The sequence below is a fragment of the Curvivirga aplysinae genome (genome assembly GCF_009711445.1).
Classification (GTDB): domain Bacteria; phylum Pseudomonadota; class Alphaproteobacteria; order UBA8366; family Aestuariispiraceae; genus Curvivirga; species Curvivirga aplysinae.
This window is the reverse complement of sequence record NZ_SMMC01000161.1, coordinates 1-22884: the sequence shown is the minus strand read 5'-3', so window position 1 is coordinate 22884 and position 22884 is coordinate 1. Positions and strand designations below refer to the sequence as shown.

Sequence of the window (22884 nt, the reverse complement as noted above, 5' to 3'; positions counted from 1 at the left end):
TATCCGATGATAAAATACAGCTATATATTCAAAAACATCTCCGTCATTTTACTATTTCTGTCATTAAGTGGCTGTGTCTCAGCTTTGGAAATGGCTTTCGAAGATCGATCTGGGGATGATATCGCTACGGATACCCAAATCAAAACCGAAATTCTCGCAGAAATCGCCGATAAACAAGGCGCTTCTGCCGCAGCCTCTACAAGCGTCATCGTTTACGAACAAGTGGTTTTATTGACTGGTGCGCTCGAAAATTCCTCGGATAGAAATGCTGTGAACTCAATTGCGCGAGATACAGGAAGTGTAAAAAAGGTTATCAATGAGCTGACCATTGCTAAAGCTGATAGCTCAACCGGCGACACCGCATCAGATATTTTGATAAATCAGAAAATCCATGCCCAAGCAGCAACAAACAGCTTTATTAGGCACACAAATTGGCGCTGGAACACCGTCAACGGCACTGTTTATCTATTCGGACGCGCCTTAACTCAACAAGAACGAAGTGATATGCGCCGCCTTGTTCGTGATATTGATGGTGTCAAAAACCTTATCGACCACTCATTTGTCCGCTCTGTGAAATAGTTGAATCATTTCCAGATACGACCAAAAGAAAAAGCCTTGGTTTCCCAAGGCTTTAACATGGTGGACGATGGCAGGATTGAACTGCCGACCCCTTCGATGTCAACGAAGTGCTCTCCCGCTGAGCTAATCGTCCATGTCAATTTTGTGGAGATTGTTCTACCTGCACCGTGATGCTTTGGCAACCGGATTTTTCGATTTCGCAATGTTCAAAAAGCTTGGATAAAATATGCGAATATGATCCTATACAAACATGACTGATACATATTCTATTCGCCAAACTGCACTTTCTGATATTCCTGCCATTACAGAGATTTATGCACATCATGTGGCATATGGCAGCGCTTCATTTGAGGAAGAACCACCCTCAGCCGAAGAAATGACGAAGCGCTTCAACCTCATACAATCCAAAAACCAACCCTATTACGTCGTAGAAAGTAATGAAGGTGAGATTTTGGGGTATTGTTATGCGGGCAGTTTTAGGGAAAGAAATGCCTATCGCTTCACCATTGAAACAACCCTTTATTTAAAACCCGGTGCAGAAGGTCATGGCTTAGGCGGTCTCATGCTAGATACATTAGTCGAAGAGTGTAGCAAGCGAGGTTATCGTCAAATGATTGCAGTGATCGGAGATAGTGCCAATGCAGGCTCTATCGGCGTACATAAATCCCGTGGTTTCAACATGATAGGTACGATGCCTGGTACGGGTTTCAAACATGGGCGCTGGGTGGATACAGTTATGATGCAACGCCCAATTAATGGCGGGAATTTAACGCTACCTGAATAAACGCTAAAATACGCCATTTTGGCATTGCTTTTGCTTATTTCTTTATAGGAGAGAGAAATGAGTATTTTAAACAGCATTAAATGGCCAAGTTTAGTTGGTGTTCTGGCGTTATATTTCTGGGCAAGTCTATTACCTGCTCATGCGGGAAATAAGGTTCCAAATAACAGTCTTCTTGGCACTTTACCATTGTCCAAAATACATGGGGCGGCGGATGGTGTTATGCTATGTGAAGAAGCCATTTCATATGCGGAAAAATCCATGGGTATCCCGCGCAAGTTACTTCATGCGATTGCCTTAGGTGAATCAGGCCGTGGGTTACCTAAAAACATTTCTCAAAGTGAACAATCTTTGGAAGGTATGACTTTATGGCCATGGACAGTCATGGCTGAAGGTAAAGGCCGTTATCTCAATTCAAAATTTGATGCCTTAAAAGAAGTGAAAAAGCTACGCCATAAAGGGGTTAGCAATATCGATGTCGGCTGCATGCAAGTAAACCTTTACTATCATGGTGATGCTTTCAAGAATATCGAAGAAGCTTTTAATCCGATCCATAATGTGGCCTATGCAGCCACTTTCTTAACCAATCTACGTTACCGTCATGGAAGCTGGACCAAGGCCGTTAAATATTATCATTCAGGTAATGCGTCCAAACATAATCCATATGCGAAAAAGATCATTTCCCTTTGGCAAAAACTACAACGGGAAACATCCCCCAACCGTACAAATATCCCACAAACAGCATCAACAAACTAAGTCAGGTTTGTTTTAGCTCTATTGCAACGGATCAATCTGCTCGCACGCAGCAATATTTGATCGCGCTGATCAGATAATTGTATCCCTGACATTTTTGTATCTGGACAGGTCATTAAGTTGCTGGAATGATCACCCCTTCATATCGACTAATCATCCATAACTTCAAAATTAAATCTATAATCTGTCGATAATGTAAAGTTTCACTTTTTCGCGGGGAGAGCAGCTATGATAGATATTCAACGTATCAGAAAAGAGACTAGAGGTTGTAAAAATATTTTACATCTTAACAACGCAGGTTCCTCGCTTACTTCTGCGCCTGTACAGGATTATCTAAATAACTACTTAAATAAAGATGCAGAACTAGGTGGATATGAAACAGCGGATTTATATAAAGCTGATTTGGATAATTTTTATCTTGCAGCTGCAAAAGCTGTGAATGGGAAACCTAGTGAAATTGCATTTATTGAGAATGCGACAAGAGCATGGGATATGGTGTTTTACGCTTTTGACTGGAAGCCCGGTGATATTCTATTGACCAGTGTTACCGACTATAACTCCAACATGGTTGCCTATATTCATGCGAAAGAACGTTTCGGCATGGATTTCATTGCTATCCCTAATGACGAATATGGCCAATTGGATGTTGAGGCACTTGAAAAAGCAATTACATCTGATGTGAAATTGATCGCTATTTCTCATATCCCGACTAATAGCGGCTTAGTTAATCCCATTGAACAGGTTGGTATTATTGCCAAGAAGCATAATATCCCGTTTCTATTGGACGCCTGCCAATCCGTAGGACAAATGCCTATCGATGTGAAGAAGATTGGGTGTGATATGCTCTCCACGACCGGGCGTAAATATATCCGCGGGCCTCGAGGTACAGGCTTCTTATGGGTCTCCGAAAATTGGGTCGAAAAATTAAACCCGCCATTCCTAGATAATCATGCTGCCCCTTGGGTCACACCAGACAGTTATGAAATCCTGCCAAATGCAAAAAGATTTGAAAACTGGGAACGCTATTTTGGCGGTCAGGCTGCTCTTGGCATTGCACTCGATTATATGATGGATGTTGGCGCGGAAAATATTTGGCAACGCATTCAATTCTTGGCGTCGCGTCTGCGGGACGGACTATCAAACATCGATGGTGTTACATTATGGGATCCAGGCCAACAAAAATGCGGTCTTGTCACCTTCACAAAAGAAAATGTGAATGCAAGTAAGGCTAAACTCAAATTGCGTGAGAACCATGTTCACGTTTCCGCCTCAGGCACCCAACTGACCCGCCCCGAACAAAGAGAGGCAGGGATCACCGAAACAATCCGTGCCTCTGTTCATTATTACAATACAGAAGAAGAAATCGATCACTTTATTAATGTGATGAGAAATTTCACGACTGATTAGTATTTTTCAGATCCAACTACGCTTTCTGCTTCTACTCTGTCATCTCGAGTTGAAAGAAACTTGTAGATGATAGAAAGGCAGGAAACGCCTATTGCGGTCACAAGAACTTCTGCAGGTATATAAATGAGGCCAGAAAACAATGTTATCGTCTTCAATGACTCTGCGGCCATATTACCAGTCATAAGCATTGGTGTTATCACGGCACCGACTAAACCAATAACAACAAGCAAAACTGCAATAACTATGAGACCCAACAATAATTGTGTAGCAATGATTCTCAAAACGGACCCCTTAGTTGCCCGCCAGCTATCTTTCAATCCTGCTTGTGCCCCAATTGCTGCAGCAGGAAATACCATCGTTAATCTTGAGGAAATGAAAATTGCTAAAACAGTTCCTAAGCAAATGGATACAAAACCAAAAAAAGGTCCAGTTTCAGATGTTATAAGCCAGATACCTGCTGAAATAGGCGCGACAATGCTGATAATCACTAACATAAATACTAGAATTAAATACATAAGATAGCGAATTTCATTAGACCCGAATTGAATTTTTGTGGGTTCTCCCGTTTCATAAGAAACCAGATAGTTCCTATGCCAAGCCGTAATAACTGGTAACACAACAAGTACAGAAACAAACTGAAATATATAAGGTAAAACTGAAAATTCCAACTCAGCCAGACCTTCTTGATTTCCCATTAAAGCGTCAATGAGTACCGCATCATATAGATAAAACTTCCCTAGGATCAATGCGACATATAGTGCAATTGGTATAAGAGATAACTTAACCAATGTACTGATATTACCAAAACAAAAGCTAAAACTCTCTTTTACAGTTCCCCAAACTGGTAATTTTTCCATTATTTTCCCCATAGTTAATTGTTTTGCTCATCTTGCTGAGCAAGAAATATAAATGCATATGCCAGAGCCGTTGTTAATATGCACCCCATTGGCACGCTGATCATAAATAGCATCACTGAATAAAACATATCCAGAGATAAACTTCCCGAAATGTCACTTCTTTCCGGCATATTTAACAAGCCACGCAGGAAAAAATTTAACATACCAACGGTCAGAATGTAAAAGAATACATATGCCAATAATCGCCAAATATGTCCTTTGGTTGCACGCCAGCTATCTATTAATCTTGCGGATGCGCCAATTGCCATTGCAGGTAAGATCAACGTGAAGCGCATGGAAATCACAAGAACAAAAATGTAGAGCGAGGTTGCAAATACTAGATACGGTATATACCGCGCAGATACTGTTAATTGTACCTTTTCAGAAAATTGTGCTGCTTCAATTAAGTGATAATTTGCATAACTCCCAATTGACATCGGGACTAACATCATCACGATAAACAGAATTTCATATTTCAGGTAAGCAATCTTATTATCTAGATGAGAAAAATATCCAAATGCACCGGCCTCATCCCCTAATATAATGCGACGATAAACAGAGACCCATAGTGGTATAAGAATGAGCTGCTCAACAATAACATTCATATAGAAAAGTATCGTTCCTTGCATCTGCAAGGAATACCCCTGACCTGAAAGCCAGAACAGTAAAATGAAACGGAAAAGTACAAGCAGAATAAATGGAAAAAAAGCTGCGCGTAAGAAAAATGCAGACTCATTTTTCACATATAAAATGCTATCATTTAAAATAGACCAGACCGGCAGTTTTTCCATAATGGCTCCCTTGAATTATTCTTTTGATTTGAGCGGTTGTTCTATCTAAATGTCAAATAAAAAAGCCTTCCAACAAATTGTGGAAGGCTTCATTCGTATGGAGACAAGTTTTAAAAACTTATTCTTCTGGAACTGTGATTGTTGCTCCATCCAATTCTGGAGAAACTTTAATCTGGCAGCTTAAACGAGAGGTTGCTGTTAAGCCAAAAGCCAAATCCAACATATCTGTTTCATCTTCAGACGGTTCACCTAACTTATCGTAAGTTTCCTGATCCAAAACAAGGTGACATGTGGCACATGCAAGAGACCCTTCACAGGCAGCCTCAATATCCACATCATTGTCCAAAACAGCTTCCATTAAGGACTCACCATCCGCAGCTGTAATTTCTTTTTTGGACCCGTCACGATCTACAATTGTAAATGTCGCCATGTCTGTAATCTCACCTAATCAATTTGGCAGGCAATGCCTTTATAAAAATTTATTATCTCTTCTTAGTCAGCCATACCTGAAAGTCAAACATAGATTCAGTTCTCAATAGTTTAATATCTAATTTTCAGCTTTTTTATTAATTTCTCGCCAGTTTGTTAATAACAGCTATCAACAATTCACTTGCCATATCCAGTTCGATTTGAGTTGTGAAACGACCTAATCCGATACGTATACCAGCTGCGACCCTTGCGGGGTCATGACCTAATGCAGATAAAACATGACTATACGCTCCACCGCCTGAACTGCATGCTGACCCACCTGATACTGACAAACCATCCAAGGCGGCCATAACTTCAGATCCTTCCGCACCAGGAATAGTAATATTTAAATTTCCAGATAATCGATTTTCAAATGAACCGTTGAGTTCAACTAAAGGACAAGCGGATGATAATTTTTCCCAAAGCTGATCTCGCATAGATTTGATGCGTTTATCTTCTTCATCCATCTCAGTCGATGCGATATCACATGCTTTCCCCAACCCGACACATAAGGCGGGTGCCAGAGTGCCAGAACGAATACCACGTTCTTGACCGCCACCATCCATTAATGGATTAATCGCAATACGGGGTCGTTTACGAATAAAAATCGCACCAATGCCTTTGGGACCATAAATTTTATGGCCACTTATGCTCATCAAATCCAAATCCCAGTCTTTTACATTCACCGGTATTTTTCCAACGGCCTGCGCACAATCGGAATGTAAATATGCGCCGACCTTATGAACCAAGGATGCGATTTCCTGAATTGGATGCAGAATACCAATTTCATTATTTGCAGCCATGATTGATACAATAGCTGTTTTCTCATCCAACGCATCTTCAAGTTTTGCCAGATCGATCGAACCATCTGTATTTACAGGTAAGTAGGTTGTCCTAAAGCCTTCAGCCTGTAATCGTGCAACACTTTCCAACACACATTTATGTTCTGTTGCAACGGTAATCACATGATCACGCCCTTCAAGTTCTTTGCGGGCTCGCGCAACACCTTTAATTGCCAGATTATTGGATTCCGTTGCCCCTGAGGTGAAATAGATTTCTTTTGACGTCGCACCGATCAATTTAGCCACTGACTTACGTGCATCTTCAACAGCTTCTGCAGCCTCCCAGCCATGACGATGATCAGCAGAATGTGGATTTCCAAATTTTTGCGTAAACCACGGGATCATCACATCAACGACCCTTGGATCGCAAGGTGTAGTCGCATGATAATCTAGATAAATAGGATTGATGGGCTTATTCTTCATTTACAGGCCCCTTACCCATTTTTTCTGCATAACGTTTATAAGCTTGAAACATCTTTATCATGTCTTCAGGTTTACTATCCCAACCAAGACTAATTCGAATTGCACTTCCCGCTATTTCAAAAGGATATCCCATAGCTTCTAGCACATGGCTTTGTTTTACTTTCCCAGAAGAACATGCAGAACCTGCACTTACGGAAATACCCGCTAAATCCATCGCCATGACTTGCGTTTCTGCCTTCACATCTGGCAAAGCGATATTAGACACTGTTGGTAGACGGTCCGCCTCTTCCCCCATGATTTGAACAATTGGAATTGCTTGTTTCATATCGCGTTCAAATTTATCACGCAGTTCTTGATATTCCTGAAGCTGATTTACCTCATCCAAGGCTTTTTCAGCGGCAGCCCCAAAACCTGCGATACCTATCATATTTTCCGTACCGGAGCGGCGACGGCGTTCCTGTCCACCGCCGTGTATCAATGCAGTTAGTTCGAAATCAGCATCAATAATCAGAGCCCCGACCCCTTTAGGTCCGCCTATCTTATGCGCAGATATACTCATACATCTTAAGGCACCGCCAACTTTCGGCAGTTGAATTTTACCCGCGGCCTGAACAGCGTCACAATGCATATTGACCTTGTATGCCTCTGCAATTTCTACGATCTGATCAATTGGTTGTATAACCCCAGTTTCGTTATTAACCGCCATAACGGAAAGAAGAATTGGTCGTTCAGGAAAGCTTGTTGTTAATTCTTCAAGCCTTACTTTTAATATTTCCAGATCAAGAATACCTGCTTTAGTAACAGGTAAGCGTTCTGCATTTGTTGTTGAATCAATAACACAATCATGTTCTATCGCCGACGTCAGGATATACGTATCTTGAGACACCCCCTTGAACACCATATTATTGGCTTCGGTTGCGCCTGAAGTAAAAATCACTTGGTCTGCTTGTACATCACATAATTTTGCAACCTGCCGACGGGCAGTTTCTAATACCCGCCGAGCTTCCCGCCCTGCAGAATGTACAGAGCTTGGATTACCAGGCAAGTCCATCGCTTTTAGCATGGCTTCTTTTGCTTCCGGACGTAACGGACAAGTTGCATTATAATCAAGATAAACCATTGATCAGTTCTTTTAATAATTGCTGATTACATTCTAGTTAGGGGATCATATCCGAAAAAACAATATTCATAAGAAATTCTGCATGTTTATGCACAAAAAAAGGGCCTCCCAAGTGCCCTCTTTTGAAATTTATATACATCACAAGGTTAAATGCGAACTTCGCCCTGAACCACTTGATGTAATGTAATATTTTCGAAAAAGTCTGCTACATGTCCATGTAGCGCATCCCAAAACATTTCAATATGTTCGTGATGATTATTATTTTTCTTTCGACCTAATTCCGGATCAACTGCACGAAGAATATCTGCAAGAGTAATATCCTTGCCATCCCCACGAACCACGTATCCCCCGCCTGGCCCGCGCAAGGATTCAACGATCCCTGCTTTTTTTAACTTCGCGAAAATTTGTTCCAGATATGAGATCGAAATATTTTGCTTCTCTGCCAATGTAGACAATGTGATCGGGCCTTTATCTTCGTGTAAAGCCATATCAACAATCGCCACGATGGCATATCTGCTTCGTGTATCTAATCGCATATTAGCAACCTCATCATTTAGAAACGATAAAAGGTTTAATCAGCTTTTCAACAGCTGACAAGAAAAAAAGATAGGTTTGTAACTATTCTAATTTAAAGTAGAAAAAGAGCCGCAGTTAGAAGAGAAAAACTGCAGCTCCAACCATAATCAATACGACCAAAACCTTAATCAGAAGAAACTTTATGATCAAATCTTTCGGCATTTTCATCCAATCCTACAACAGGGCCCTTTCTCTCGGCTTCTTCCAGACGATCCTCCAAATGAGCAACCTGCGTATTTAACTTCGATACATGATCCATAAGACCTTCGATAGCACGTGCAACAGGATCAGGTAAATCATCCCCAACCGGTGTACCATATGGGGCAAATGTCGTATCCTTTTTTGACTTAGAAATAACTTTCGCAGGAATACCAACAACGGTTGCCCGACGCGGTACATCTTTAATAACGACTGCATTACCACCAACCCGCGCACATTCACCCACTGTAATAGGTCCAAGAATTTGAGCGCCAGCACCCACGATCACATTATTTTCCAATGTTGGGTGACGTTTCTGGCAACGCTGACCATCAGAATCTTCTGACGGGGAAACGCCGCCTAAGGTCACGTCATGATATAAAGTAACATTACACCAATGATTGCAGTCTCGCCAATCACGACCCCCATACCATGGTCAATGAATAGTTTTTGACCAATTGTAGCACCAGGATGCATCTCAATACCTGTGAACCAACGAGCAACTTGTGAGATAAAGCGCGGAAACAGGCGCCAACCACGTCCCCACAATTTATTCGCAACACGATAAACCATAATTGCATGAAAAGATGGATAACAGAGCGCAACTTCCAATCGCGACCGGGCAGCCGGATCGCGTTCGATCATGCCATCAATTTCGCGGAGGATGCTTTTAATCATTTTCTGTCTCCATCCTGATCATTTAGTATTTATATAAGTGAGGGGCTTTATGTAGGCCGAAGCCCGTTTTAATTCAACTGAAAATCCTGAATTTTTCTGTTATCTAACCTTTATCCTAAACAGGATAGTTGACAGGCCCCTCAAAAAAACAATATTTCATTATATAGATATGACACTTCTCTGACTATAGCTTGCGTTTTTTGCTGGTTTTCTGTCAAATAAGTCTATATCAAACGTTCTCTTATTCCCTATTCATATAAGGGAAATATGAAATGCGTCAACTGAAGGGGGCCATTCTTTGCCAATTTTACTGGATTTATGCTTATGAATTACAGGAAATAATTCATTTCAAATCCCTTTAATCGGTGATCCCACTTCGTTAAATTGTCCATGAATTCATAAGTAAGGTTTCTGAACACTATGCCTGAAGTTATTATTAACGGCCCAGAGGGTCGTATCGAAGGTCGCTACACACCGGGTAAAACTGAAGATGCGCCTATCGCTCTTTTCTTGCACCCTCATCCAGTTCATGGCGGCACGATGAACAACAAAGTTGTCTATGCCATGTTCCACCATTTCGCACAGCGTGGCTTTGCGACACTTCGCTTTAACTTCCGTGGTGTTGGTCGTTCCCAAGGTACATATGACAAAGGCGAAGGCGAATTATCTGATGCAGCATCCGTTTTGGATTGGTTGCAAAGCCAGAACCCAAATGCAAAGCAATGCTGGGTTGCAGGTTTTTCATTTGGCGCGTGGATTGGTATGCAATTATTAATGCGTCGCCCAGAAATCAACGGATTCATTTCTGTTGCACCGCCTGCAAATATGTATGATTTCAGCTTCCTTGCCCCATGTCCATCTTCGGGCTTAATGCTTCAAGGTGATGCAGACGATATCGTTCCGCATGATTCAGTTGAAAAATTGGCTGAGAAACTAAATCTGCAACAAGGTATTCATGTTGAATATCACTTGGAAGCAGGTGCAGATCATTTCTTTGCAGAAAAACTAGACAATATGACAGATCGTATTTCTGCATATTTGGATGCAAACGGTCCCGATCGTATCTAAGAAATTCTAGTACATAAAAAATTAGCGGGCGGCTATTTGGGATAAATCAATTTGCCGCCTGTTTTGTTTTCTGAAACGCCTGTTGTTTTTGGAAAACTGATAGGCAAGCCTAGAACAGCTCTTTTCGCTGTAAAGGCAAACGCTTGGGCTTCTAACGCATCACCATCCCACTCAACGTCCTCAACAGCAACCACATCACCATCAAGACGCTGATTTAATTGGTCCATCAAATACTGATTGTGACGTCCTCCGCCACATACAAGCCAACGTTTAGGGGGCTTAGGACAACAGTTTTGTGCTTTATAGACTGCCTCAACAGTAAAAGCTGCCAAAGTGGCCAATCCATCTTCCAGAGACAAATTTTCTACATCCACTTGTTTAAATTGATCACGATCCAATGACTTGGGGATTGGACGCTGAAAATAACTGTTTGCAAACCAAGACGCGAGGCGAGATTGGTCGACTTTTCCCTGACGGGCAATATTACCGCCATCATCAAATTTCAAGCCTGCCTTCCGTAAAATCCAATCATCCATGAAGGCGTTACCCGCCCCGGTATCAAAGGCAATCATCTCCTCACCATCCAGATAGGTTACATTTGCAACACCGCCAATATTTAGGATCGCAACTGGATGCTCCAACCCGTCTGCCAAGGCACGATGATAAACAGGGGCTAAAGGCGCACCTTCTCCGCCCGCGGCCACATCATCCACACGAAAATCATAAACAACTTTGATTTCCAGTGCATCCGCCAATCTTTGACCATCACCAATCTGGACAGTAATTCCGTTATCAGGGTCGTGATGGATTGTTTGCCCATGAAAGCCGATACAACCGATTTCAGAAGCAGGCAGCCTCGCAACTTCCATCAACAAACTTACAGCTTCGATATGAAAGTCGGTCAATTCCTTAACAATTTCATTGGGGGCTTTTTTTGCTTCATCAAGCCCAAAACAATGACGTAATCTTTCACGGAAATCATCGGGATATGCCAAGTAATAACTTGGCCCCTCTTCAAACACCTGATGCCCATCAGTTTTAATCAATGCAGCATCCACACCGTCTAAGGAGGTACCACTCATAAGACCTATGCACCATTCTGCATTATTGATATCTTCTTCAGCCATTCTTATCCTAATTGTTAATTTCCGCTTGCGCATTGCAGGTCGGATCAAGACATGTTAAATCCCCGCCTATGAATATTTATATACGGACCTGCTGCAATTATCATTTCATATTTGCAGCATTTTTGAAAAGAGCAAAGAGTAATGACATCTCCAAATTCTGATTTCTTGAAAGCTGTTGTTGAACGCGGCTACTTACATCAGGCAACCGATATGGATGCCTTGGATGAACGCGCTTTAAAAGGTCCTATCACAGCCTATATCGGGTTTGATGCGACTGCAGATTCCTTGCATGTCGGATCAATGGTACCGATCATGTTATTACGTCTGTTACAGAAAACCGGCCACAAACCTATCGTATTGATGGGTGGGGGAACAACACGTGTTGGTGACCCAAGCGGTAAAGATGAAAGCCGTCAGCTTCTGACTGATGAAAAAATTCAGGAAAACATCGCTGGCATCAAAAAAATCTTCTCAAAGTTTCTGACATTTGGTGAAGGTCCAACTGATGCTGTTATGGTGAACAATGATGATTGGTTACGTGGGATCAACTATATTGATTTCTTGCGTGATTATGGAAAACATTTTTCTGTTAACCGTATGATGTCTTTTGACTCTGTAAAATTGCGCCTTGATCGTGAACAACCACTCACATTCCTAGAATTCAACTATATGATTTTGCAGGCATATGATTTCTGTGAACTATCACGTCGTATGGATTGTTGCCTGCAAATGGGGGGCTCTGACCAATGGGGAAATATTGTAAACGGTATCGAGCTCACCCGCCGTGTCGAAGAAAAGCAAGTCTTCGGTTTAACTGTTCCGTTATTAACCACTGCGTCAGGTGCCAAAATGGGTAAGACAGCTTCTGGCGCCATTTGGTTGAACGAGGAACGCCTCCCCTCATATGACTATTGGCAATATTGGCGTAATACAGAAGATGCAGATGTTGGCAAATTCTTACGCCTCTTCACAGAGTTGCCTTTGGACGAAATTGAACGTCTTGAAAAACTTCAAGGCGCAGAAATCAATGAAGCAAAGAAGATTTTGGCCCATGAAGCAACCAAGCTTTGTCGAGGCGAAGAGGCAGCCTTAAAGGCAGCTGAGACAGCACAAAAAACCTTTGAGCAAGGCGCAATTGGTGACGATCTTCCTACAAAGGAAATCAAGTCCACGGATTTAGAAGCAGGTATCGGTTTACTCGGTGCAATAACAGAAATGGGATTAACAGCATCAAATGGTGAAGCACGTCGTTTTGTGCAACAAGGAGCTGTAAAGGTAAATGATCAAAAAATCGATGATCCTCGATATAGCCTAAATGCTTCTGATCTTGATAGCGACAAAGTCATAAAACTATCTTTGGGAAAAAAGAAACACGCAGTTCTTAAGGTCGTTTAAATAACTTTATCGCAATGTAATGATTAAAGCTGAGCAGATTGAGTTTGCTCGGCTTTTTAATCGAACATCAACTTGAATCGAATTGATGTTACTTCTTGTTTAAACCTTCATGAATATCTTGCCTAGAATCAGATTGATCTTTCGAAAGTGGTGAATAATTTGTTTCGGAGAAATCAAATAGCCGTCGTAAAATGCCCGGCGTAAGAACTGATACCGGATTGACGCTCACATTTGGATTATTCTTTCCACCCGCAATATAGAATGTAGCACCGAACAAACCACCACCGTCACCGCCTGTTAATATCCATCCCAATACAGGAATATTCCCGATGGCTTGGTTGACACCATATGCAGGCACAACAGTTCCCTTAATTCTAATCTCATCATTATCCAAGTCATACTGACCATCAACCACCAAACCAACAGATCGGTTATACGTACGTATATTCTTAATGCGGAACACGCCATCCACTAATCTAAAATCACCTTCGGCTTTATCCATAACCATTTCACTACCACTTATGGCGCTAGGTAAGCCCGTTAAAGAGACAGCTTCTAATACGCGGGCTAAAGCAGGCGCATCATGTATCACGTAACTATCAACAAAAAGCTTACCGTCAATATGATCCGAACCATATGCCTTATGTCCGACAACTAATGCTTTACCGCCATCAATTTTTTGATACAGGTTCATGTCATTCAGAAATTGACCGATACTTGACGTAGAAAGAATAAAGTTTCTGCCTTCTGTTTCCGCGTCCACATTCGCTTGTACATCAGGTCCGTAGTTGAATTGTATATCTTGACCATTTGACAATTGAGCATCTAAAGACACTTGATCTAATTCTTCCCCTGTATGCTGGATAACCATCCGAACTTTATCGAATTTTCTCTTCGGTTCCATCGTAAGCTGATCAAGAAACACTTCAATGGTCGCAGATGGATTATCTTCATCAGGATTCATTGCATCGCTATTCAGAATTTCGTCAAATGCCCCAGTCGCATCAAATTTATTTCCTGCAATCTTTACATTCAGATGATTGCTATCCGTCTGCTCAATACTTAACTGTATATCGGTATCTGGTGAAACGAAGCGCTTTACATCCACTTTTTTGGCGACCTGCATATCTGAAGAAAAGGTCGCTGTTAACTCCATTTCCAAATCATCAGAAACAAAATTTAAATCCTCGACAATAACATCGCTATCGCCCTCTTGAGTTAGATTGAAATCGACAGTGGCTGGTACAGTATATGGTTTATATAAATTAAAAAATGGGAAAAGCAGAGCTGCGTTTATAAAATCAGCGTTACCAATATAAGATTTTTGTCCATCAAAATCTTCTTGAATAACAATTGAAAGATCAAAATCACCTTCCAGATAAGGATAAACCGTCAAACCTTTGTTGATTAAGAACTTGTCATCAGCTTGTCCCGACAAAACGTATTTCCGCTGCAAGATATTGCTTTCACGAAAGTATTCTAAATAGTCGACATTGAACTGATAATCACCATCCTGCACATCACCAAAAGCATGAAGCTCCTTTTCTGTAACAAGCAACTTTAATTTTTCCGCAGTCAAAACAACATCAGGCACAACATCCATGATAGTCAAATCTGAAAGATCTGCTTTCACATCAACCTTGATATCTTCTTTTTTCAAATCTTTTAGAAGCACAAAATTTAACTCGACAACGCCTTGTGCCGTGCCAGTAATATCATCCGTTTCTAAACCTAGTTCAGAAATAAATCCTAATGGTTCATGGTCAAGAAATACCATTCCATCTTTTGCTGGCGTGGTAATAGGCAATTTGATGTAGGCGTTATCTTTTGTTCCAAGGTCTGTAAAGACAACTTTACCATCACGAAGTTTGATATCACCAACTTCACCAGAATGGACAGAAATATCAAACCAGTCGATACCATAACGTGCTGTTGCAAATCCTTTTGAGGCTTTCGGCATAGGAGATAAATAATCTACTATTGCGTTTTCAAGCTGAATCTCACCTCCAACATCTTGTAAATCAAATTCTTGTGTTGCTAAACCATAAGTCGCTGATAATTGAACACTAGCAGAAGGAACATCGCCTTCAACAATATTTGGAACAACCCATTTGCGTGCATCAACCCCTAATGATTCAGGCCAATATTGATCCAAATAACGCATATTAAAATCAGTTCCAATAGCTTCTAGTTCAAGATTGAATGGAATATTTTCTCCATGCCCTTCGCGTATTGCTTTTGCTGTCACATTCATCTGAAATTCGTCAGTTTTGAAACTTAATTTTGGAATTTCAATATGTTGAAAATTTTGCTTTGTATTGATCGCCAATTCAAGATTCTTGAAATTCAGGGCATTTTCAAAAATATCAGGTAGGTTAACAAACCCAGCTGCTGCAGTAATGCTTCCATCAATCGCTGCTATTGTTTGATCGATGAAATTAGCACTTAAACTAATATTTGCATTAAAAGAGGTATCTAATTGGTTAAACGTTTTCAACGCCTCTCCAAACGTAATAATTTCCCCAAGATCAGCTGACGCGACGGTTAGGTCACTCGATATATCTCCTGTATTAAGATCCGCCTCGGCTAACGCTTCAATCTCACCAGCTACAGTGCTCAATTTCCCACGCGATATCACTTTATTAGCACTGATATCATAGGTACCAGAAACCTTGCCACTTACCTTCGGCATATATGCTAAATATGGATCAAATTCAGGCAAAAGATGGGAAATAAAATCACCATTTGTCTGAAGTATCTCTCCTTCAAAGTCTAGTTCAGATTTATGCAACGGATGAAATAGACTTAATCCAATCTCAGCATTTTTATCGCCGGAAGAAACTTTCCCCGAGACATCTAAAATAGATTGCTCTTCCGTTTTAACGAAAGTGATAATAATGTCATCGCCACGCCATCTTTTATAGGTAATAAAATCGTCGAATACAGCATCTGCATCGTAAACAGAAATAGATTTCAAATATTGTAAGGCAAAATAATTCCCTTGCATATTTTCAATCTCTTTCAAAAAAGCGAGCGTGTCAGAAAGAGATGTCGACAGTTGCGCATCGCCCCCCACATTATGATCAGAATTTAACTCTGTAAAATCTCTGCTCTTCAATAAGTCAATGCCATCGTCGCCACTCGGAGATTTCTTGGGCAAGATAATGTCAATACTGCCGTCTACTTTACGACGCAAATATAGATTAGGTTTTAATATCTCGATTTTCGTCGGTGCGGCGATCCCTTTTAATAATCCGGGAACATGAAGATCAATCGCGATTTCAGACAAAGAAGCAATTTGCTGCCCATCCTTACCTGTAACATCTACATCCTGTGCAACAATTTCCAATGCTTTTGACCACCCTCCCCATGTGAGAGCAGTATTACCAATATCAATAGCAATCGGCATTTCCTCGGCATTGATTGCGTTTTCAATCTCTTGAGTTAAAAAATCGATCGATACCGACCCCTGCGACAATTGCCAAACAGCAAAACCAGCCAACAGAACTATCCCTGCCAGCAATCCAGCTATCCATTCTAAGGTCAGGATGAATGCGCGACGAGCCACTTAAATTCCAATCCTTGTATTTATCTGTCAAAGATGTTTCAAATATCTTGAGAACACCCACATCATCAACCCAATTTTCTTCGCCAGAACATATACCGGAAGAACTGAGAATGCACGCGGATTTCCAGAAACTTGATATTTCCACTCTCCCTCAAAATGCAGACCCTATACTGGCCGAAAATACATTTGAACGGTGGCAAGATAATTTTAGGGTAGATGGGAACTTTCCAGATGAGATCAAGGGGTGGTTTGATAATTCTGTTTTTGTATCTCTCATCAAAGGAATCTGCGGATGCAGCCACTTCCTTGGCAACCTTATAATACGCGACTTTGATTTTACAATAAAACTCTTTAATTCCGGATTAGAACAAAGCTTTAAAGAAATATTAGATCATTTAAACGTCATTGAAAAAACACCATTAAGTGAAGCTGAAACGATTAAAAACTTGCGCAAAGCAAAACGTAATGCTGCACTTTTGATTGCAATTGCCGATATTACAGAAATCTGGAATCTTAAACAGGTTACTAATGCGATTAGTGATCTTGCTGATCATACAATCCGTGTAACCACTGCATTTATCTTACATCAAATGCATCATCGAAACGAAATTACACTACCTTTTCCAGATGATCCCAACAAGGAATCCGGTTTCTTTGTATTGGGTATGGGGAAGCTTGGGTCACGTGAATTAAATTATTCAAGCGATGTGGATTTAATCTTACTCTATGAACCTACAAAAATTCAGGCAAAAGATCCTCATCGTTTACGTCAGGATTTCGTTCGCGCCGCCAGAGACTTAATGCGTTTGATGGATAGTCGCACAGCAGATGGCTATGTTTTTAGAACAGATTTACGCTTAAGGCCTGATCCTGGTGCAACTCCATTGGCAATGACCTACATGGCTGCTGTGACATATTATGAAAGTCTTGGCCAAAATTGGGAACGTGCAGCGATGATCAAAGCACGCCCTGTAGCAGGTGATTTGGAGTTAGGCTCTGCATTTATTGAAGATATTCGACCATTTGTTTGGCGTAAATCTCTAGATTTTGCCATGATTGAAGATATTCATTCTATCAAGCGCCAAATTCACGCCCATAAAGGTGGTGGCGAAATTGCAGTCTTAAATCATAATATAAAAATCGGTCGAGGTGGCATTCGAGAGATCGAATTTTTTGCACAAACCCAGCAATTGATATGGGGTGGAAGGCAAATTCAAATGCGTGTCAAAGACACCTGTGCAGCGTTACAAGCCTTGACGGACCTTGATCATGTCACAAAAGATGTTTGTGAAGATTTAACAAAAGCCTATCATTTCCTACGTAAATTGGAACACCGTTTACAAATGATTGATGATCAACAAACCCAAACCTTACCGGGGGATGAAGAAGGGCTTTTGGTTCTCGCCAATTTCATGGGATATAAAACAAATCAAGAGCTGATAGATGTTCTGCTGAGCCATTTACGGAAAGTAGAAGAACATTACGCTGTATTATTTGAAGAGTCTCGAAGTTTAGGTAGTGATGAGGGATCGCTTGTGTTTACGGGCACCGATGATGATCCTGCAACCATAGAGAATTTACGAAATATGGGGTATGAACAACCGGAACGAACTTGCTCTCTCATTCGTAATTGGCATCGCGGTCGCTATCGTGCAACCCGCAGTGAAAGAGCCCGTCAAATCTTAACCGAATTGTTACCAACTATTCTGGATGCATTTGCGAATACGGCTGATCCAGATGAAGCATTCATTCGTTTTGATACATTTCTAGAAGGGCTTCCTTCAGGCGTGCAAATTTTCTCACTCTTCCAGATTAACCCGCAGCTTTTAGAACTCGTAGCAGAAATTATGGGAGAAGTTCCTCAATCAGCAGGATGGCTCGCACGTCGTCCCCAGCTATTAGATGCTGTTTTATCTTCTGATTTCTTCATGCCTGTTGATGGTAAAGAAATCATGCAGGTACAACTTGAAAGCATGTTAGCTCAAGCCCGGGATTTTCAAGATATTTTAGATATTACCCGTCGTTGGACCAATGATTACAAGTTTCGCATCTCGGTCCATATCATGCGTAATTTAAATGGTGGAGAAGGCATAAGTGATGGCCTTACACATGTTGCTGAAGTTGGTTTGAATTGCTTAATTCCTGCAGTAATTAAGGAGTTTGAACAAGCGCATGGAACATTTAAAGTAAATAACTTTGCCATTCTTGGTTTTGGAAAACTAGGTGGTAGAGAATTACAACCGGGCTCTGACCTCGATCTTGTTTATGTATATGATACAGGTGATTGCAAAGAATCCAACGGAGATCGCCCACTTTCCCCAACCATGTATTACATTCGTCTATGTCAACGCATTACCACGGCAATCAATGCACAATCGGGCGAAGGTCGCTTATATGAAGTTGACGGGCGTTTACGTCCCGATGGAAATGCTGGCGCGGTTGCGACTCAACTTTCTACTTTCGAAGAATACTATCGTCAGGAAAGCGACAAAAATAAAAGCAAAGCCTGGACGTGGGAACATATGGCTTTGACCCGTGCAAGACCGGTATTCGTAACTGAAGGTTTTAAAGACCGCCTTGAAGATACAATTCAAAGATCATTATGCCAGAAGCGTGATAAGAAAACCTTAAAAGACGATATTCTGACTATGCGTGAACGCATTGCCAGCCAACATCCTGAAAATCAACGCTGGGCAGTTAAACATTACAAAGGCGGTATTATTGATATTGAATTCATCGCCCAGTTCTTACAATTAAACTATGCCCATTCGCATCCAGAAATCCTGTCACCAAACACAGCTGCTAGCCTATCACAGGCAAATAAAGCTGGCCTTTTGAGTGATGAGAACACAAAGATGCTGATTACAAGCCTAGCGTTATGGAGAAATATTCAAGCTGTGATGCGTTTAACAGCTGCTAAACCAGAAAAGGGCGAAGATGAAATTGAAAACCGAAAGAGACTTTTATTACGTGTAAGTGGAAAAGAGAATTTCGAAGAATTAGTAGAGTATATGGATCAGCGCTCAGAAATTAATCGTGCTATTCTGGAGACATATCTAGGCCCATAAAAAAATGGGTAGAACACATAAATAAGCTATCAACGCAAATAATAAGCAAAGCAATGAGAACAATGAAATTCTGAACGAATATCTTTCATATCTCTTTATGTTCATCAGGATTATCATGAACCCATGCTATATTTATACACCTTTTCCTCGAAGCTGTTCATCCACGTCAATACGTTCAGGTCTAAATGCTTCTTTCAAGAAAGGAACTGTTTTATGAGGATCACAATCCCCACACATAAACACATCCAACGCCGCATAATTTGCTTCAGGCCATGTATGAATAGAAATATGAGATTCGGCTAAAACCAAGACACCAGACACACCGCCATTAGGCGTAAAGTGATGCAAGTGGCAATGCAAAATTGTTGCCCCAGCATCCAAAGCCCCTTTTCTAAGGGTTTCTTCAACCAGTTCAATTTGATCGAGGTTACTCGCTCCCCACAGATCAATTAACAAATGTATTCCTGCATACCGAACACCATTTCGTTCGATAAAGAAATCCTTATCATTTGCAAATTCATTATTTTTGAAATTTTTGCTTACCGGGGTTTCGCCCGATGCAAATTCCATCGGGTCCATCCCCAGTTCAGCAAGGTTACCAACATTTGGCATTTCAGGCCCCTTTCCAAACCAGTAGACACCCGTCAGGATATTCCAAATAGAAACCCGACGACAAGAAGGCGCTCTTTTGCAGCAAATCGAGTTTTTTTTCAAGTTAATAATGTATGACAGACGGAAAAGGGGCTTCTTCGATTTAAAGAATAATCCTCTACATAATATAATAAGGTATCTTTACTTTGTATCTATTGCGATCTTATCGCTGCGTTAACTTCCGGCACGAATTCCTTCCTTCGTGGGTGAATATTGAGGAATTGTTCTATCCGATACATCGAAGGTTCAAGGACCTCAAAACCTTGCCAATTATGGCGTTCGATCATATCCAGCAACCAAGCTTTATCCTCTAGAACTGCTGCCATACGATCATGCGTCATCAACTTATAAATAATTTCCGGTTTAGTATGGATTTGTTCAATACGTCCTTCAAAGATTGATGTCACGCTCTCAGGATGATCATATTCAAAAGGGAAACCAACGATTGCCTTTTTGTCATCTATAAGGTCTTGTAGCTTCGCGTATTCACCCTTACGCACAAGCATACTTAATTCCCAGTCTGCTGTTTTGAAATCAGTGCTCAGCAATCCTTGATGTCCAGAGTCATCCATTAAAATACCATCATAGATACCCGTCTCTATTCCTTTTAAACATCGAACATAAGGAATGGGAAGAAGGTTTATTTGAGTCGGTAATTTACTACGTAATTCGTTCAACAAAGGAACAATACTTCCTTTAATATCACCAGTCTCGGTAGTTTCTATAAAAGGTGGCCATTCTTCATAGCAAATATCAATGACATCATATGCGCCCGCAAGGTTTAGAAAAATTGCGTTCGCTGAAAAAATCATAACAAGCTTGGTAACAATTTTAAGAGATTGAATGCGTTTCATTCGGCACCTAAATCATTTGTAACAATTCTAAAATACAAAAGCCTAAAACGCCAATGTTATTACAAACGCTAATCTCCATATTAGAAAAACTATCAGCCAAAATCACGTAATTGAGACTGAATAAGGAAAAGTTTCTCTTCCCTCTCCTCCTCATCTTCTATTGTTTGGCAATATTCTTCTATAGCTCCCGTCCTATTTAGATACATCTTAACCAGTTTAGTCGCAGCAGTCCGACATCGACCAGAGGTAAACACACCATGCCTCATTAGATCCAATACATAAACGCCCTTCTCGGGATCAGAGACTCTCAAATTTCGTATTTTTTCGAAAACCTGATTTTTCCTAATATGCCCTTCTTGAACCCCAGCAAATTTAGAGGCAAATAGCTTCGCACTCTTCACAGGCAAGTTTGCCCGTCGCAGTTTTTGTTCAAGAATACCCGGTATACCAAGTTGGACCATAGGGGTATCACCGGCCCTAAAGATTGTTTCACCAAATTCCCCATCTAAAATCATCGTGGATAAATAAGAAACAACCCGTTCCTTATTTTCATCCCCATAGACCAAAGGGTAGATCCTCAATAATTCTTCAATCTTATAGGCTAAAAACTTCTTCCTGCGCGTATATTTATACAAATATTCTTCACCGGTCAGTTTTGCGACGCGCTCTGTCATGATTGTAACCATACGTGGGTTATCAAACCAACCACCGGCCTTTTCCATCAAGCGGGCAAGTTTACCCAAAGACAAAAGTTCAACTAGTTCTGGCGGAGTATCATCATCTAAATACCTATCGAGTGCGACAAGCGGATCAGGAGACGCAATTAAACCACCAAAGGCTCTTTTCAAACTTGCGCTTGTCATGGGTAATTCTGTTGTAACAACAACAGAATGAAGCATGGATATAACTTCACTGGCGTCTTTTCTAGGCTGAGGCTGTGCAATCAACATAGACAAGAGATCTTCTGCAAGTTTGATGCGATTACTCTCTTCTGAAAATATATCTTTGACTGCAATATCAAACAATAGGAGCTCGCTTAGAATTGAATCAAGAATGGAAATAACAAAAGGCATTTCCGACGTTTTCAAGAGCCCCATCAAACGAACAGCTTTGGTTCCCCAACTAGGAGACCCGTCAAGATAACTAACGATAGCTGAACAGAAACTTTTATATGCCTTTAATTCACCAACATCATCTATCAGTTGAGCAGTTAATGCATCTAAGTCACAGCCTTCAGTGATGACTATCTTTGACAGTTCTTCAGAAACAAAATTATTAAGATACTGAGAGTAAAGGCTGTTTAATGTGTCTTCTCGCTCTTTTTCATCACCACCTATATGCTTAGTTTGCAGTTCAGCAGCTTTGGAAATTGCAAAATTTAGAAGAGAGCCGTTTTTTTCCAGTGCGATTTGATTTCGCTTATCAAACATTAATTCTGTTGGTGTAATTTGGTACTTTTCAAAGTAAGGCCTTAAAAGCCTAGCCATCATATGTCGACATTGGCTGCGATAGAAATCTTCTATATTACAACATACTGATATACCATTTACTGTTTCGACCCCACCAGATAAACCAATATTCGCTTCAAGTATACTCATAGGGCGCCGAACATAATAATTTATTAATAAATAGAATGCTAAT

20 protein-coding genes and 1 tRNA gene are annotated in these 22884 nt (G+C 40.9%); 7 read left to right on the top strand and 14 right to left on the bottom strand.

What is annotated here, in order from left to right; translation table 11 throughout:
- A partial coding sequence (locus E1160_RS07025; protein ID WP_155154364.1) for a BON domain-containing protein occupies positions 1-579 on the top strand: 579 nt, incomplete at its 5' end.
- Between the two features lie 58 nt (positions 580-637).
- Here E1160_RS07025 and E1160_RS07020 read toward each other — a convergent pair.
- Positions 638-712 (bottom strand) — tRNA-Val (locus tag E1160_RS07020).
- Positions 713-829: 117 nt separating this feature from the next.
- Here E1160_RS07020 and E1160_RS07015 point away from each other — a divergent pair.
- The 3 genes from E1160_RS07015 (at position 830) to E1160_RS07005 (ending at position 3520) form a co-directional block, all read left to right on the top strand.
- A complete protein-coding gene (locus E1160_RS07015; RefSeq protein ID WP_155154361.1) occupies positions 830-1363 on the top strand; it encodes a GNAT family N-acetyltransferase in 534 nt (177 codons plus the stop codon).
- Between the two features lie 57 nt (positions 1364-1420).
- On the top strand, positions 1421-2116 hold the full coding sequence (locus E1160_RS07010) for a transglycosylase SLT domain-containing protein (protein ID WP_155154360.1): 696 nt from the start codon (positions 1421-1423) through the stop codon (positions 2114-2116).
- Positions 2117-2341: 225 nt separating this feature from the next.
- The gene (locus E1160_RS07005; protein ID WP_155154358.1) at positions 2342-3520 is read left to right on the top strand and encodes an aminotransferase class V-fold PLP-dependent enzyme; all 1179 of its coding nucleotides are present in this window, start codon (positions 2342-2344) and stop codon (positions 3518-3520) included.
- Here the strand turns inward: E1160_RS07005 and E1160_RS07000 are convergent.
- From E1160_RS07000 to E1160_RS17430, 8 genes are all read right to left on the bottom strand, one after another.
- Complete coding sequence (locus E1160_RS07000; protein ID WP_155154356.1) at positions 3517-4377, bottom strand: hypothetical protein; 861 nt, start codon at positions 4375-4377, stop codon at positions 3517-3519. The two genes, E1160_RS07005 and E1160_RS07000, sit on opposite strands and share 4 nt — an antisense overlap.
- Before the next feature lie 14 nt (positions 4378-4391).
- Positions 4392-5207, bottom strand: coding sequence for a hypothetical protein (locus tag E1160_RS06995; protein WP_155154354.1), 816 nt, complete (start codon positions 5205-5207; stop codon positions 4392-4394).
- Between the two features lie 118 nt (positions 5208-5325).
- On the bottom strand, positions 5326-5637 hold the full coding sequence (locus E1160_RS06990; protein WP_155154352.1) for a 2Fe-2S iron-sulfur cluster-binding protein: 312 nt from the start codon (positions 5635-5637) through the stop codon (positions 5326-5328).
- 136 nt (positions 5638-5773) lie between these two features.
- A complete protein-coding gene (locus E1160_RS06985; RefSeq protein WP_155154351.1) occupies positions 5774-6940 on the bottom strand; it encodes a cysteine desulfurase family protein in 1167 nt (388 codons plus the stop codon).
- Positions 6930-8060: a cysteine desulfurase family protein gene (locus E1160_RS06980; RefSeq protein WP_155154349.1), complete on the bottom strand. Its 1131-nt coding sequence runs from the start codon at positions 8058-8060 to the stop codon at positions 6930-6932. The genes E1160_RS06985 and E1160_RS06980 overlap by 11 nt, the downstream gene beginning before the upstream one ends.
- Before the next feature lie 146 nt (positions 8061-8206).
- Positions 8207-8596 (bottom strand): Rrf2 family transcriptional regulator, encoded by a 390-nt coding sequence (locus E1160_RS06975; protein ID WP_155154347.1) that lies wholly within the window; start codon positions 8594-8596, stop codon positions 8207-8209.
- A gap of 164 nt (positions 8597-8760) precedes the next feature.
- Positions 8761-9204, bottom strand: a complete 444-nt coding sequence (locus E1160_RS17435; protein ID WP_328597132.1) for a serine O-acetyltransferase — start codon at positions 9202-9204, stop codon at positions 8761-8763.
- Positions 9201-9512, bottom strand: a complete 312-nt coding sequence (locus E1160_RS17430; protein ID WP_218048762.1) for a serine O-acetyltransferase — start codon at positions 9510-9512, stop codon at positions 9201-9203. The genes E1160_RS17435 and E1160_RS17430 overlap by 4 nt, the downstream gene beginning before the upstream one ends.
- 420 nt (positions 9513-9932) lie before the next feature.
- Between E1160_RS17430 and E1160_RS06965 the strand changes: the two genes are divergently transcribed.
- Positions 9933-10580: an alpha/beta hydrolase gene (locus E1160_RS06965; RefSeq protein WP_155154345.1), complete on the top strand. Its 648-nt coding sequence runs from the start codon at positions 9933-9935 to the stop codon at positions 10578-10580.
- 32 nt (positions 10581-10612) lie between these two features.
- Here the strand turns inward: E1160_RS06965 and E1160_RS06960 are convergent, their stop codons facing one another.
- The gene (locus E1160_RS06960; protein WP_155154343.1) at positions 10613-11707 is read right to left on the bottom strand and encodes an anhydro-N-acetylmuramic acid kinase; all 1095 of its coding nucleotides are present in this window, start codon (positions 11705-11707) and stop codon (positions 10613-10615) included.
- 141 nt (positions 11708-11848) lie between these two features.
- On the opposite strand from E1160_RS06960, the gene tyrS reads away from it, so the two are divergent.
- Positions 11849-13102, top strand: a complete 1254-nt coding sequence (gene tyrS / locus E1160_RS06955) for a tyrosine--tRNA ligase (protein WP_155154341.1) — start codon at positions 11849-11851, stop codon at positions 13100-13102.
- 88 nt (positions 13103-13190) lie between these two features.
- Here tyrS and E1160_RS17425 read toward each other — a convergent pair whose 3' ends face one another.
- Positions 13191-16670, bottom strand: coding sequence for a YhdP family protein (locus E1160_RS17425; protein ID WP_155154339.1), 3480 nt, complete (start codon positions 16668-16670; stop codon positions 13191-13193).
- Between E1160_RS17425 and E1160_RS06945 the strand changes: the two genes are divergently transcribed.
- Positions 16655-19738, top strand: coding sequence for a bifunctional [glutamine synthetase] adenylyltransferase/[glutamine synthetase]-adenylyl-L-tyrosine phosphorylase (locus tag E1160_RS06945; protein WP_155154337.1), 3084 nt, complete (start codon positions 16655-16657; stop codon positions 19736-19738). The genes E1160_RS17425 and E1160_RS06945 overlap by 16 nt on opposite strands.
- A gap of 132 nt (positions 19739-19870) precedes the next feature.
- Here E1160_RS06945 and speD read toward each other — a convergent pair whose 3' ends face one another.
- The 3 genes from speD to E1160_RS17095 form a co-directional block, all read right to left on the bottom strand.
- Positions 19871-20350: an adenosylmethionine decarboxylase gene (gene speD / locus E1160_RS06940; RefSeq protein ID WP_407923889.1), complete on the bottom strand. Its 480-nt coding sequence runs from the start codon at positions 20348-20350 to the stop codon at positions 19871-19873.
- Between the two features lie 191 nt (positions 20351-20541).
- Positions 20542-21243, bottom strand: coding sequence for a hypothetical protein (locus tag E1160_RS06935; protein ID WP_155154336.1), 702 nt, complete (start codon positions 21241-21243; stop codon positions 20542-20544).
- Between the two features lie 92 nt (positions 21244-21335).
- Positions 21336-22884, bottom strand: a 1549-nt coding sequence (locus E1160_RS17095; protein WP_218048761.1) for a hypothetical protein, incomplete at its 5' end; no start/stop codon positions are given.